At 67.2% G+C, this 15,455-nt stretch carries 5 protein-coding genes; 2 read left to right on the top strand and 3 right to left on the bottom strand.

Annotation, left to right across the window (positions count from 1 at the left end):
* Positions 1-32: 32 nt before the first annotated feature.
* Positions 33-1,610: an ABC transporter substrate-binding protein gene (locus OL599_RS13085; protein ID WP_264714227.1), complete on the bottom strand. Its 1,578-nt coding sequence runs from the start codon at positions 1,608-1,610 to the stop codon at positions 33-35.
* A 23-nt stretch (positions 1,611-1,633) separates the two neighbouring features.
* Positions 1,634-2,776 (bottom strand): mandelate racemase/muconate lactonizing enzyme family protein, encoded by a 1,143-nt coding sequence (locus OL599_RS13080; protein WP_264714226.1) that lies wholly within the window; start codon positions 2,774-2,776, stop codon positions 1,634-1,636.
* A gap of 153 nt (positions 2,777-2,929) precedes the next feature.
* Here OL599_RS13080 and OL599_RS13075 point away from each other — a divergent pair, with 153 nt between their 5' ends.
* Positions 2,930-3,853 carry a LysR substrate-binding domain-containing protein gene (locus tag OL599_RS13075; RefSeq protein WP_264714225.1) on the top strand — a complete coding sequence of 308 codons (924 nt, stop codon included), beginning with the start codon at positions 2,930-2,932 and terminating at the stop codon, positions 3,851-3,853.
* Positions 3,854-4,355: 502 nt separating this feature from the next.
* Here OL599_RS13075 and OL599_RS13070 read toward each other — a convergent pair.
* A complete protein-coding gene (locus tag OL599_RS13070; RefSeq protein ID WP_264714224.1) occupies positions 4,356-4,631 on the bottom strand; it encodes a hypothetical protein in 276 nt (91 codons plus the stop codon).
* Here OL599_RS13070 and OL599_RS13065 point away from each other — a divergent pair.
* Positions 4,624-15,381, top strand: coding sequence for a beta strand repeat-containing protein (locus tag OL599_RS13065; protein WP_264714223.1), 10,758 nt, complete (start codon positions 4,624-4,626; stop codon positions 15,379-15,381). The genes OL599_RS13070 and OL599_RS13065 overlap by 8 nt on opposite strands.
* Positions 15,382-15,455 lie beyond the last annotated feature (74 nt).

Raw genomic sequence — 15,455 nt, 5'->3', positions numbered from 1 at the left:
CCCCGCCGGGGAGGGGGTCGTCCCGGGAAGGCTCATCCGGCGAGGATGCGTGCCTTGGTCGAGAACATGTAGAAGGACATGTTGCCCGGCTGCGTCTGCAGATCGAGCAGCGGCGAGCGGGCGATGACGGCATTCTGGTTGAACAGCGGCAGGGCGACCGCGTCGCGGGCAATCCGCTGCTGGGCTTCCTCCCACAGCTTGAGCTGCACGGCGCTGTCTGTGCTGGCGCGCGCCTTCTCGATCAGGTCGTCGACGCCCGGCATGGCATCGCCGTAATTGCTGAAATTGGTGATCGTGGTCTTTTTCCCGACCGCGGCGTCCTTGGCGTAGAACTGCTCAAGATAGATTTGCGCGGTCTTCGGATAGCGCGTCGCCTGGTACATCACGATGGCGTTCAGGTCCTCGCGGATCAGCCGGTGATAGGTCGGATGATCGACCACGCGGAAGCTGAGGGCAACGCCGACCTTCTTCCACTGCGCCTGGATCACCTGCATGTAGGGCAGATAGGTCGGCGCGTTGCTCATCGCGATGTTGACCGCGAAGCCGTCGGGATGACCCGCCTCGGCCAACAGCGCCTTGGCCTTGGCGATGTCGAAGGGGTATTTTTCGATCTGATCGATGTGCCCGAGATAGCCGTCGGGGATTGCCGAGTATTCCGCGTCGGCGATGTCCTTGCCCAGGAACGACACGAGCTCGTCGCGATCGGTCGCATGGGCCAGCGCCCGGCGCACGCGGATGTCGTCGAACGGCTTTTTCCTGACATTGAAGAACAGCCAATAGGGCGTGCCGCTCTTGGGGATGTCGACCACGAGACGTTGCGCGCGCACCCGGTTGACGATGTCCTGGCGTGCCTGGAGGTCGATCGCATGCACCTCCCCGGTGCGAAGCGCCAACTCACGCGAGGCGTCGTCCGGCATGAAATACCAGGTGATCGAGGTCAGGGTCGGCTTGCCGCCCCAATAGGCGTCGTTGCGCTTCAGCACGAGTTTCTCGCGCGCCTTGTAGGAATCGAACTGGAACGGTCCTGTGCCGATGGGCTGGGTGCGGATGTCGACGCCGCTCTCGATCGCCTTTTTGCACACGATGAAGCCGGCCTGGAAATTGACCATCCGGAGAGCGAACAGTGGATCCACGTCGCGCAGCACGACGCGCAAGGTATAGGGGTCGTCGGCATGCACCGCCTCGACATTCTCAAGCGTCTGCCGGAAGGGCGAGGCGAAGGTCGTGCCGGCGACCCGCTCGATCGAAAATTTGGCGTCGGCCGACGTGAACTCCCCGAAGCCGGCATGCCACTGCACGCCGCGGCGGAGATGGAATATCCAGGTCTTCTTGTCGGCGGAGCTTTCCCAGTTCTCGGCGAGGGCGGGGATGACCTCGGAGGCGCCGAGAAAGCCGGGCGGATAGGCCAGCAATGCCTCGTAGACCGTGCGGACGATGGGGACGTTGATCGAGGTGACGGACGTATGCGGGTCGACGCTCGCCATGTCGTCGAAACCGAGAGCCACGCGCAGGTCTTGCGTGGCCCCCAGCGACTGCCCGAACGCCGAGGTGCTGCAGGAGAGCGCCGCCAAGGTGAGCGCCGAATTGGTGAATATGCGACGGGTGATCATGCCGGTTCCTCCTGATTGGCCAGTCAACGATGCGACGTGGCGACAGACGCGCGCCGGCGCAGCACCGTTTCATTCATCCTGACGCCGAGCCCTGGTGAGGTGGGCAGGGCGAAGCCGTCACCATCGATCGACAGCGTCACGTCCATGATCTCGCGGCGTATCGGCGGGGAGTCATCATCATAGGTTTCCATGATGACGAAATTCGGCAGGCTCGCCGAAACATGGACGGTCGCCGCCGTGCCGACCGGCCCGACCGGGTTATAAGGCGCCACGCCGATATTATAGATTTCGGCCATCGCCGCGATCTTGCGCATCTCGGTGATGCCGCCGGCGCGACAGACCCCGGGCTGCACCAACCCGACCGCCTGGGTTTCAATCAGGTCCTTGAAATCCCACCTGCTGTAGCGGCGCTCGCCCGCTGCAAGCCGCGCAGACACCTTGGCCGAAAGGGTCTTCAGCAGGGCCGGGTTCTCCGGCGGCGCCACCTCCTCGACAAACAGCAGGTCGCACCCGGCGATCGCCTCACAGAATTGCACGATCGTATGGGCGTCGGCCACGCCGCTGAGATCGACCATCAGTTCGACCTCGGGGCCAACCGCGGCCCGGACCGCCGCCACCTCGCCGACGGCGCCGTCGAACTCCGCCTTGCTGAAGCGATAGGCCTGGCGGGACAGCGGAACAAAACGGAACGGATACCATTTCAGACCGCGTATGCCCGTCGCGACCGCGGCCTGGGCCTTCTCGGTCAGGTCGGCGACGGACCGTGCACCGCGGAACCACTGGTTCAGATAGACCTTGACCCGATCGTGGCAGGCTCCACCAAGCAGCCGGTAGAGGGGAAGCCCCACGGCCTGGCCGGCGATATCCCACAAGGCCTGGTCGATTGCGGCCAGCGCGCTCATCTGGATGGCGCCGCCGCGCCAGTGGAACATGCGGTACAGCGTCGACCAATGCCGCTCGATCTCGCCTGGGTCCTTGCCGACGAGATACGCAGCCATATCGCCGATCGCCGAGGCCACCGGAGCGGCGCAATTGGTGATCGTTCCCTCGCCGACACCGATCGACCCGTCGTCGCACTCGACCAGGACGAAGACCAACTCCTTCCACTCGGCGGGAACGACATAGCAGCGGACGTCTACGACGCGCATCGAGGCGGCATTCTCCATCAATCCGGCCACGATAGGCGGAAGGCCGGGCCGCCGGACAATGCTTTCGGCGGCGCCGAGTATGTGTGAATGTTATGCTCATGCCAACGGCCGTGAACGACGGAAGAGCGTCTGCGACCATCGGCATCAACATCGAGCAGGGATCGCGCCACGATGACCACCAGGCCCAGCCTCCGCCAGATCGAGGCATTCCGCGCGGTCGTTCTGATCGGCTCCATATCGGGTGGCGCCGCCCATCTCGGCCTCACCCAGCCTGCGGTCAGCCGGCTCATCCGCGATCTCGAATACCGGATCGGGCTTACGCTGTTCGAGCGCCGCGGGAATGCCGTCCAGGCCAATGCCGAAGCGTTGCTGCTCTACAAGGAGGTCGAGCAGCAATTCCTTGGCCTCGACCGGATCGAGGTCGCCGTCCGACATATTCGCGAGGCGCAGCTCGGGTCGATCCGTATTGCAGCGTTCACGGGGGCGGCGATCCGTTTTCTGCCGCACGTGACCGCCCGCTACCTGGACACCCATCCCGGCGCGCGCGTCACTCTGCAGAGCACGACCTCGCCGGGCGTTCTGGATGGCGTGTCATTGCGTCGCTTCGAGCTCGGCATGGCCCATTCGCCGGCCGCCTATCTCGGCATCGAGGCCGAGGCGATGGAGGGATTGAGCGCGGTCTGCGCCGTGCCGGCGAACCATCCACTGGCGGCCCGGCCGGAGATCGGGCTCGACGACCTGCACGGCGTACCGTTGCTGTCGCTGGGTCAGTCGAGCCCGATCTGGTCGCGGCTGACCGCGCTGCTACAGAGCAGGTCGGTCGAGCCAATGGTGCTGGTCGAGGCGAACGCGTCGGAGTCCCTCTGCACGCTGGCGGCCATGGGCAAGGGGATCGCGATCATCGATCCGTTCACGGCGGCCCATCTCGACCGCCCGGAGGTTGCGTTGAAGCCGCTCGTGCCGGCCATAAATTATCCGGTGTCGCTGATCTTCAACAAGGGCCTGCCCCGCTCACGCATGGTGGAGGAGTTCGCCGGCCTCATCCGCACGGAAGCGGCGCTGCTCGCAGAGCGCTGGCGGCCGCAGAAGGGATAGCGGAGGTCATTTCTATCCAGTCACATACGCTGTCCCGCCGGAGCCGTTGCCAGGCATCATGGGCCGGACCGGTACCGGACAAACATTTGTGACGGAACCGCCACGTCTCAATCACGACCGGAGTCTCGCTTATCGGGCTTACTGAAGCCACGTCACGTTCGTTGCCCGGAGCAACGATCACGGCGTCCGTAGAAGAACGCCGTCGATACGATCGATGAGCCGTGCAACCGCACCGCGGCCGTCCCGGCTGATCCCGGGTTGGATGCTGCGCCCCGCAGCACGTCCATTGAGCATTAGGACTAGGCCGAAGGATGGTACTAGGCCGAAGGAGATGTTTTCGGCCATTGCGGTGTCAGGTAATGAAGGACACTCGGCCATCGTCTCGCTCTCGGCACTTGCGGGAGCATTCGATGATTGCGCTGACGGCCAGTGCTGCGAGTGGGGACGCCGAGATAGTAATAGGTGGGTAAGGCGACACCACCTTACGGCGCGCATCGATCGTCTACTCGGAAATTCCGAACATCGGGAAGAACGAGGTCCTGGTCATGGCACGGACGATCAGCAGCACCACGGTTGGGCCGGTCGTCCTTGGCGCGGCGGACAACCCGCTGACCATCACCAGTACGGGTATGGTCACATCGACCGGCACGGTTGACGGCGTCGATGGCGCGGCCGGCACCACCTGGAACATAACCAACAGCGGCACGATCAGCGCTGCCACCGGTTTCGGCATTTCTCTGGCGGGCGCGGGAATCATCAGCTCCAGCGGAGTGATCACCGGCAAGGACGGAGTGCTTGTCCGTGGTGGCGGCAGCGTTGCAAACACCGGGTCGATCGGAGCGGTGGGCGCCATCGGCTCCGGCCCGTCCGTTGGTGCCGGGGTGTACATAACGGGCGCGCCCGGGACCGTCACCAACGGCGGCACGATCAATGGTCAGGCTTATGGCGTGGCCCTGGGCGCCGGCGGCACGGTCACCAACACCAGCAGCATCATCGGCGGTCATAATGGGGTCCGGATCGTCGGCGCAATCGGGACGTTGATAAATTCGGGCAGCATCGTTGCCACCGCGGGGGATGTGATCGCGTTTCACAGCGGCGGCAGCGTGTCAAACGCAGCAGGGGCTTCGATCACCGGCCAGGGCACCCAGGGCGCCGGCATCTACATCTCCGGCGGAGCCAGCACCGTCACCAATTCCGGCACCATCTCGGGGATCGACTATGCAGTCGATCTCGCGGCCGGCGGCAATGTCGTGAACAATGCGGGCGCGACCATCACCAGCCATCGCGGGGTGAACATCCTCGGCGGCACCGGCACCGTCAACAACAGCGGCAGCATCGCCGGGACCACGTCGTTCGGGGTCCGGCTGCAGGCCGGTGGGCAGGTCACCAATGCGGCCGGCGGGTCGATTTCGGGGCCACTGGGGGTCGCGATCTACGCCGCCGCCGGGACGGTCACCAACAGCGGCACCATCACCGGTACCAGCCATGCCGTCACCTTTGCCGGCACCGGTTCCAACCGCCTGGTGGTGGGCGCCACCGGCGTGTTCATCGGCGACGTCGTCGGCAGCACCATAGCCGGCAGCAGCAACACATTGGAACTGGCCGGCGGCACGGGATCCCTGAGCGGGCTCTCGGCCGGTGCCGGCAGCGTCACGGAGAACGCCCACACCTGGGCGTTCAGGAATTTCGCCGCGCTCGCGGTGGATGCCGGCGGCGCCTGGACGCTGAACGGCACCAACACCATCGCCACGATCGCCGATAGCGGCAGCCTGACCATCGCCAGCGCCGGCCGCCTGACCGTCACCACCGCCGTCGATCCCGCGAGCACGGGCCTGTTCAGCCTGGCCGGCAACGCCGTGCTGGACTTCGCCGCCGATGTCGGGTCGGGCGTGCAGGTCGCGTTCCAGGGCCCGACCGGCGTGCTCGAACTCGCGGACATCGTCGGCGGGGTGGTGCGGCAGTTCGGTGGCACGATCGCCGGACTCAACGCCGGAGCCAGCATCACGATCCCGACCAACGCCATCAATATCCAGACCACGGTCACCGGCGCCGTGCTGTCGGGCAACACGATCACCGTCTCGAACAACGCAACGACGGTGGCAACTCTGGTGCTGAGCGCCGCCCCCGTGGCAGGCAGCACCGTCGTCACCCGGGCGGATGCCACGCTCGGCGGCTTCGACGTGTTCCTCACCAACACCGGCAACACGCTGCCGACGGTGACGTGGTCGCCGGGAACGGAGACCGGCGTCGAGGGAGGTGCCATCGCGCTCGGCACGATCGCTCCCACCGGCACCGGGTTGACCTCGGTGCTGGTCACGGGCATCCCGGCCGGCGCCACGCTGAGCGACCCGACGCATTCGTTCATCGCCTCGGCCGGCACCACCTCAGTCAACGTGCTCGGCTGGACCTACGCCGGACTGACGATCAAGCCGGTCAACGACGCCAACTTCTCCCTGTCGGTGCAGGCCACCGACGCGGCGGCCAATGTGAGTGCCGCGGCCAGCGAAGCCGTCACCGTCAATCCGCTGGCGCCGACCGTCGCGCCCGTGACGGTGTCGGGGATCGTCGGCCAGGCGATTGCGCTGAACCTGGGGCTCTCGGCCAACGGCCTGGCCGGCGACAGCAACAGTCTGGCATCGGTGACGCTCGGCGGCATCCCAGCCGGTGCGACGCTGAGCAATACCAACGGCAACGTGCTGACCGTTACCGGCGGCAGCATTGCGTTCACGGCGAGCCAGCTTGCCGCCGGCGTCATGAACGGCCTGGCGATCACCCCGGCAAGTTCGGGCAGCTTCTTGCTGAGCGTATCCGCCACCGAACAGGACGCCCAGGGCGACCCCAGCACCGCCACGAACGGCACCGAGGCGCTGAGCGTGGGCGGCCTGCCGACGGTGACGTGGTCGCCGGGTACGGAGACCGGGGTGGAGGCAAATGCCATCGCCCTCGGCACCATCGCGCCCACCGGCACCGGGTTGACCTCGGTGCTGGTCACGGGCATCCCGGTCGGCGCCACGCTGGGCGACGGGGCGCACAGCTTCGTCGCCACGGCCGGCACCACCTCGGTCAACGTGCTCGGCTGGAGCTATACCGGACTGACGATCAAGCCGGTCAACGACGCCAACTTTACCCTGTCGGTGCAGGCCACCGACGCGGCGGCCAATGTGAGTGCCGCGGCCGGCGAAGCCGTCACCGTCAATCCGCTGGCGCCGACCGTCGCGCCCGTGACGGTGTCGGGGATCGTCGGCCAGGCGATTGCACTGAACCTGGGGCTCGCGGCCAACGGCCTGGCCGGCGACAGCAACAGTCTGGCATCGGTGACGCTCGGCGGCATCCCAGCCGGTGCGACGCTGAGCAATACCAACGGCAACGTGCTGACCGTTACCGGCGGCAGCATTGCGTTCACGGCGAGCCAGCTTGCCGCCGGCGTCCTGAACGGCCTGGCGATCACCCCGGCAAGTTCGGGCAGCTTCTTGCTGAGCGTATCCGCCACCGAACAGGACGCCCAGGGTGATCCCAGCACCGCCACCACTGCCACCGAAACCCTGAGCGTGGGAGGCCTGCCGACGGTGACGTGGTCGCCGGGTACGGAGACCGGGGTGGAGGCAAATGCCATCGCCCTCGGCACCATCGCGCCCACCGGCACCGGGTTGACCTCGGTGCTGGTCACGGGCATCCCGGTCGGCGCCACGCTGGGCGACGGGACGCACAGCTTCGTCGCCACGGCCGGCACTACCTCGGTCAACGTGCTCGGCTGGAACTACGCCGGACTGACGATCACGCCGGTCAGCGACGCCAACTTCTCCCTGTCGGTGCAGGCCACCGATGCGGCGGCCAATGTGAGCGCCGCGGCCAGCGAAGCCGTCACCGTCAATCCGCTGCGGCCGACCGTTGCACCTCCGTCGTCGTCGGGGATCGTGGGTCAGGCGATCCCGCTGAGCCTCGGGATCACCGCCAACGGTCTGGCCGGCGACAGCAACAGGCTGGCGTCGGTGACGCTCGGCGGCATCCCCGCCGGTGCGACGCTGAGCAACGCCAACAACGACGTGCTGGCCATCACTGGCGGCAGCATTGCGTTCACGACGAGCCAACTTGCCGCCGGCGTCCTGAACGGCCTGGCGATCACGTCGACCAGCGCAGGGAGCTTCTCACTAAGCGTCACCGCCACCGAACAAGACGCCCAGGGCAACCTCAGCGGCACCGCGACCGGCACCGATTCGCTGACCGTCAGCACGTCGCCGAACCCCAGCGTTCCCGCCTATTCTCATATCGTCGTCGTGATGATGGAGAACCACAACTACGACCAGATCATCGGCAATGCCCAGGCACCGTATATCAACGCATTGGCGAACGGCGGCGCCCTGCTGACGAACTACGACGCGCTCGTCCATCCGAGCCAGCCCAATTACTTCGCGCTCTACGCCGGCGACACATTCGGCGTCGTCGACGATAATCCCCACACCGAAAGCGGCCCGACCATCGCGACCATTCTGCAAGGTGCGGGCAAGACATTCATCGGGTACGTGGAACACCCCAACACATCGTTCGACCACAACCCCTGGGAATCTTTCCCCGAGGGCTTCTCCGTGGAGAGCGATTTCAGCACGTTTCCGACCGGCAACTACGCGGCTTTGCCGACGGTGGCCTTCGTCAGTCCGAACACCAACGACGACATGCATAACGGGACGATCCAGCAGGGCGACACGTGGCTGCAGGCGAACATCAACGGCTACGCGCAATGGGCGAAAGCCAACAACTCGCTGCTGATCCTGACGTGGGATGAGAATGACGACGCGAGCGGCGGGGTGGGCGAACCATCCAACCAGGTGGCGACGATCTTCTATGGAGCCAACGTCGTCACCGGCACCAACAACACCGCTTACAACCACTACAACACGCTGAGCACGATCCTGGCATCGTCCGGCCTGGCCGCGCCGGCCAACGCCGCCGGCGCCGCGACGATCAATGTGTTCGCCAGCAACCCCACGGTGACCTGGTCGCCGGTGACACAGACCGGGCTGGAGGGGAATGCGATCCTTCTCGGCACCATCACGCCCAGCGGCACCGGCCTGACGTCGGTCCTGGTCAGCGGCATTCCCGTCGGTGCCACGCTCAGCGACGGGGCGCACTCCTTCACCGCCACTGCAGGCACCACTTCGGTGAACGTGCTGGGCTGGACCTACGCCGGGCTGTCGATCAAGCCGGTCGGTGATGCCAACTTCTCCCTGTCCGCGCAAGCGACCGACGGCGCGGCCAATGTGAGCGCCGCGGCGAGCGAAGCCGTCACCGTCACGCCGCTGGCGCCGACCGTCGCACCGCTGGCGGCGTCGGGCACGGTGGGCCAGGCGATTGTCCTGAACCTCGGGATCACCGCCAACAGTCTTGCCGGCGACAGCAACAGCCTGTCGTCGGTGACGCTCGGCGGCATCCCTGCCGGTGCGACCTTGAGCAACACCAACAACAACGTGCTGACCATCACCGGCGCCAGTATCACCTTCTCCGCAAGTCAGCTTGCCGCCGGCGTCCTGAACGGCCTGGCGATCACCCCGGCCAGTGGGGGGAGTTTCACCCTGAGCGTTGCCGCCACCGAGCAGGACGCCCAAGGCGACACCAGCACCACCACGAGCGGCACCGAAGCGCTGTCCGTCGGGGTTGGCGGCACCATCAGCACCAGCATCGCCGGACCCTTCGTGCTCAGTGCTGCGAGCAATCCGCTGACCATCACCAGCACGGGCAAGGTCACCTCGACCGGCACGGCGGACGGCATCGACGGCGCACCCCTCACCACCTGGACCATCACCAACAGCGGCACGATCAGTGCTGCGACCGGCTTCGGCATTTCGCTGGCCGGGGCGGGAATCGTCAGCTCCGGCGGAGTGATCACCGGCAAGGACGGCATCGTTGTCCTTGGCGGCGGCAGCGTGACGAATACCGGTTCGATCGGAGCGGTGGGCCCCATCGGCTCCGGCCCGTCCGTCGGCGCTGGCGTATTCATCACCGGGGCGCCCGGGACCATCACCAACAGCGGCACGATCAACGGCCAGGCTTACGGCGTGGCCCTGAACGCCGGCGGCACGGTCACCAACACCGGCAGCATCATCGGCGGCGAGGATGGGGTCCAGGCCGTCAGCGCGGCTGGGACGTTGATAAATTCGGGCAGCGTCATTGCTACCGCCGATGACGGGGTCGGGTTCCATGCCGGCGGCAGCGTGACGAACGCCGCTGGCGGCTCCATCTCCTGCCAAGGCACCCAGGGCGCCGGTGTCTATATCTCCGGCGGGGCCTGCACGGTCACCAATTCCGGCGCCATCTCGGGGATCGACTATGCGGTCGATCTCGCGGCCGGCGGCAACGCCGTGAACAATGCGGGCGCGACCATCACCAGCCAGCGCGGGGTGAACATCCTCGGCGGCATCGGCACCGTCAGCAACAGCGGCAGCATTGCCGGGACCACGACGTTCGGGGTCCGGCTGCAGGCCGGTGGACAGGTCACCAATGCGGTTGGCGGGTCGATCTCGGGGCCGCTGGGGGTCGCGGTCTACGCCGCCGCCGGGACGGTCACCAACAGCGGCACCATCACCGGCACCAGCCATGCCGTCACCTTTGCCGGCACCGGTTCCAACCGCCTGGTGGTGGGCGCCACCGGCGTGTTCATCGGCGACGTCGTCGGCAGCACCATAGCCGGCAGCAGCAACACTTTGGAACTGGCCGGCGGCACGGGATCGCTGAGCGGGCTCTCGGCCGGCGCCGGCAGCGTCACGGAGAACGCGCCTAGCTGGGCGTTCACGAATTTCACCGCGCTCGCGGTGGATGCCGGCGGCGCCTGGACGTTGAACGGCACCAACACCATTGCCACGATCGCCGATAGCGGCAGCCTGACCATCGCCAGCGCCGGCCGCCTGACCGTCACCACCGCCGTCGATCCCGCGAGCACGGGCCTGTTCAGCCTGGCCGGCAACGCCGTGCTGGACTTCGCCGCCGATGTCGGGTCGGGCGTGCAGGTCGCGTTCCAGGGCCCGACCGGCGTGCTCGAACTCGCGGACATCGTCGGCGGGGTGGTGCGGCAGTTCGGCGGCACGATCGCCGGTCTCAACGCCGGAGCCAGCATCACGATCCCGACCAACGCCATCAATGTCCAGACCACGGTCACCGGCGCCGTGCTGTCGGGCAACACGATCACCGTCTCGAACAACGCAACGACGGTGGCAACCCTGGTGCTGAGCGCCGCCCCGGTGACAGGCAGCACCGTCGTCACCCGGGCGGACGCCACGCTCGGCGGCTTCGACGTGTTCCTCACCAGCGCGACGGCGCCGACGGTGACGTGGTCGCCGGCGACGGAGACCGGCGTCGAGGGAGGTGCCATCGCGCTCGGCACGATCGCGCCCACCGGAAACGGGTTGACGTCGGTGCTGGTCAGCGGCGTTCCGGTCGGCGCCACGCTCGGCGATGGAACGCATAGTTTCGTCGCCTCGGCCGGCGCCACCTCGGTCAATGTCCTCGGCTGGAACTACGCCGGCCTGACGATCACGCCGGCCAACGATGCCAACTTCACCCTGTCGGTGCAGGCGACCGACGCGGCGGCCAATGTGAGCGCCGTGGCCAGCGAAGCGGTCACGGTCAATCCGCTGGCGCCGGCCGTCGCACCGCTGGCGGTGTCGGGGATCGTCGGCCAGGCGATTGCGCTGAACCTGGGGCTCGCGGCCAACGGCCTCGCCGGCGACAGCAACAGCCTGGCGTCGGTGACACTCGGAGCGATCCCCGCCGGTGCCATCTTGAGCAACACCAACAACAACGTGCTGATCATCACCGGCGGCAGCATCACCTTCTCGGCCAGCCAGCTACAGGCAGGGGTCCTGAATGGCTTGGCGATCACGTCGACCAGCGCCGGAAGTTTCTCGCTGAGCGTATCCGCCACCGAACAGGACGCCCAGGGCAATCTCAGCGCCGCCACGAACGGCACCGAGGCGCTGAGCGTGGGAGGCCTGCCGACGGTGGCGTGGTCGCCGGGGACGGAGACCGGCGTCGAGGGAGGTGCCATCGCGCTCGGCACGATCACGCCCACCGGCACCGGGTTGACCTCGGTGCTGGTCAGCGGCATCCCGGTCGGCGCCACGCTGGGCGACGGGACGCACAGCTTCGTCGCCTCGGCCGGCACCACCTCGGTGAATGTGCTCGGCTGGAACTATGCAGGACTGACGATCAGGCCGGTCAGCGACGCCAACTTCTCCCTGTCGGTGCAGGCCACCGACGCGGCGGCCAATGTGAGTGCCGCGGCCAGCGAAGCCGTCACCGTCAATCCGCTGGCGCCGACCGTCGCACCCGTGACGGTGTCGGGGATCGTCGGCCAGGCGATTGCGCTGAACCTGGGGATCACGGCAAACGGCCTGGCCGGCGACAGCAACAGTCTGGCATCGGTGACGCTCGGCGGCATCCCAACCGGTGCGACGCTGAGCAATACCAACGGCAACGTGCTGACCGTTACCGGCGGCAGCATTGCGTTCACGGCCAGCCAGCTTGCCGCCGGCGTCCTGAACGGCCTGGCGATCACCCCGGCAAGTTCGGGCAGCTTCTTGCTGAGCGTATCCGCCACCGAACAGGACGCCCAGGGTGATCCCAGCGCCGCCGCGAACGGCACCGAGGCGCTGAGCGTGGGAGGCCTGCCAACGGTGGCGTGGTCGCCGGGGACGGAGACCGGCGTCGAGGGAGGTGCCATCGCGCTCGGCACGATCACGCCCACCGGCACCGGGTTGACCTCGGTGCTGGTCAGCGGCATCCCGGTCGGCGCCACGCTGGGCGACGGGACGCACAGCTTCGTCGCCTCGGCCGGCACCACCTCGGTCAACGTGCTCGGCTGGACCTACGCCGGACTGACGATCAAGCCGGTCAACGACACCAACTTCTCCCTGTCGGTGCAGGCCACCGATGCCTCGGCCAATGTGAGTGCCACGGCCAACGAAGCAGTCACCGTCAACCCGCTGGCGCCGACCGTCGCACCCGCGCCGGTGTCGGGGATCGTCGGCCAGGCGATTGCGCTGAACCTGGGGCTCGCGGCCAACGGCCTGGCCGGCGACAGCAACAGCCTGGCATCGGTGACGCTCGGCGGCATCCCTGCCGGCGCCACGCTGAGCAACACCAACGGCAACGTGCTGACTATCACCGGCGGCGGCATCGCCTTCTCGGCCAGTCAGCTTGCGGCGGGTGTCCTGAACGGCCTGGCGATCACGCCTGCCAGCGCGGGAAACCTCTCGCTGAGCGTCGCCGCCACCGAACAGGACGCGCAGGGCGACCCAAGTACCACCACCACCGCCACCGAAGCGCTGAGCGTGGGGGGCTTGCCGACGGTGGCGTGGTCGCCGGGCACGGAGACCGGGGTGGAGGGGAGCACCCTCGCCCTCGGCACCATCACGCCCACCGGCACCGGGTTGACCTCGGTGCTGGTCGGCGGCATTCCGGTCGGCGCCACACTGAGCGACGCAACTCATTCCTTCGTCGCCACGGCCGGCACAACTTCGGTCAACGTGCTGGGCTGGAATTACGCCGGACTATCAATCAAGCCGGTCAACGACGCCAACTTCTCCCTGTCGGTGCAGGCTACCGACGCGGCGGCCGATGTGAGTGCCGCGGCCAGCGAAGCCGTCACCGTCAATCCGCTCGCACCGACCGTCGCACCGGTGGCGGTGTCGGGGACAATCAGCCATGCGATTGCGCTGAACCTCGGAATCACCACCAACAGCCTGGCGGGCGACAGCAACAGTCTCGCGTCGGTGACGATCGGCGGCATCCCTGCCGGCGCCACGTTGACCAACACCAACAACAACGTGCTGACCATCACCGGCGGCAGCATCACCTTCTCGGCGAGCCAGCTTGCGGCTGGCGTCCTGACCGGGTTGGCGATCACGCCTGCCAGTGCCGGGACTTTCACCCTGAGCGTCGCCGCCGCCGAACAGGACGCGCAGGCCAACCTAAGCACCACCACGAGCGGCAGCGAAACGCTGACCGTGAGCGGAACCGTCGGAGCCGGCGGCACCATCAGCACCAGCGTCACCGGCCCCGTCACCCTCACCGCCGCGACCAACCCGCTCACCATCACCAGCACCGGGAAGGTCACGACCACCGGCTCCGGCAACGGCATCAACGGCGCCTCCGGCACGAGCTGGACAGTGAACAACAGCGGCACCGTCAGCGCATCGACCGGCTCGGCCTCCGGCATCCGGCTGAGCGGACCGGGATTCGTCACCAACAGCGGCATGATCACCACTGGTGGCACGGGCTATGGCGTGGGCCTGGACGGCGGCGGCACGGTGACCAACACCAGCACCATCATCGGCGGCGAGGATGGGGTCAGGATCACCACCGGAATCGGCACCCTGATCAATTCCGGCAGCATCGCATCCAAGATAGATGACGGGATCGGGTTCTTCGCCGGCGGCAGCGTGATGAACGCGGTGGGCGGCTCGATTTCCAACCAAGGGACCAAGGGTGCCGGCATCTACATCACCGGCGGCGGCGGCACGGTGACCAATTCCGGCGCCATCGCGGGGATCGACTATGCCATCGACATCGCCAAGGGCGGCACCGTCACCAACAATGCGGGCGCGACCATCACCAGCCACCGCGGGGTGAACATTCTCGGCGGCACCGGCACCGTCAGCAACAGCGGCAGCATCGCCGGGACCACGTCGTTCGGGGTCCGGCTACAGGCCGGCGGACAGGTCGCCAACGCCGCCGGCGGGTCGATCTCGGGGCCGCTGGGGGTTGCGGTCTACAGCGCCGTCGGGACGGTCACCAACAGCGGCACCATCACCGGCACCAGCCACGCCGTCACCTTCGCCGGCAGCGGCTCCAACCGGCTGGTGGTGGGCGCCACCGGCGTGTTCATCGGCGACATCGTCGGCAGCACCGCGTCCGGCAGCACCAACACGCTGGAACTGGCAGGCGGCACGGGGACGCTGAGCGGGCTTACCACCGCCGGCGCCGGCAATGTCACGGAGAACGCCCACACCTGGGCGTTCCGGAACTTCACGACGGTCGCCGTGGATGCCGGCGGCACCTGGACGATGACCGGGACCGATTCCGTCGCGACGATGCTCAACAACGGCACGGTGAGCGTTGCCAGCGGCGGCCGCCTGAATGTCACCTCCGCCGTCGACCCCGCGAGTTCGGGCCTGTTCCTGTTGGCGGGAAGCAGCACGCTGGAAGTGGCGGCGGCCCTTGGCACCAACGGCCTGATGGATTTCGTTGGCAGCAGCCGGCTGGTGATCGACAAGTTCGCGTCGTTCGGCACCAATGTCGGCAGCACGTCCTATGCCGGGCCGCAACTGCTTGATTTCGGCGCCGGTGATACGATCGACCTGCTGGGGTTCAGCGCGACCAGCAACGTCCTGAACTACAGCCCCGCCACCGGCGTGCTACAGATTTCCAACGGCGCGGCGCAACTGGCGAGCCTGGATTTCCAGAACACCAGCCTCGGCACCGGGGCGTTCCACACCGTTTCGGACGGCACCACCGGGATATTCCTGACCCGCGTCTGAGTGGAGTGCGCCCCTGGGGGCGCACTCCAAATCTACACCGCAGTTTCCACCACGTTGACGGGCCCCCTCACAAA

Origin of the sequence: Limobrevibacterium gyesilva, from assembly GCF_025989185.1 — a bacterium.
In the GTDB taxonomy this organism is placed as follows: domain Bacteria; phylum Pseudomonadota; class Alphaproteobacteria; order Acetobacterales; family Acetobacteraceae; genus Limobrevibacterium; species Limobrevibacterium gyesilva.
Note: the sequence above shows the minus strand (reverse complement) of the source record. Positions and strands in the feature narration are given on the sequence as shown.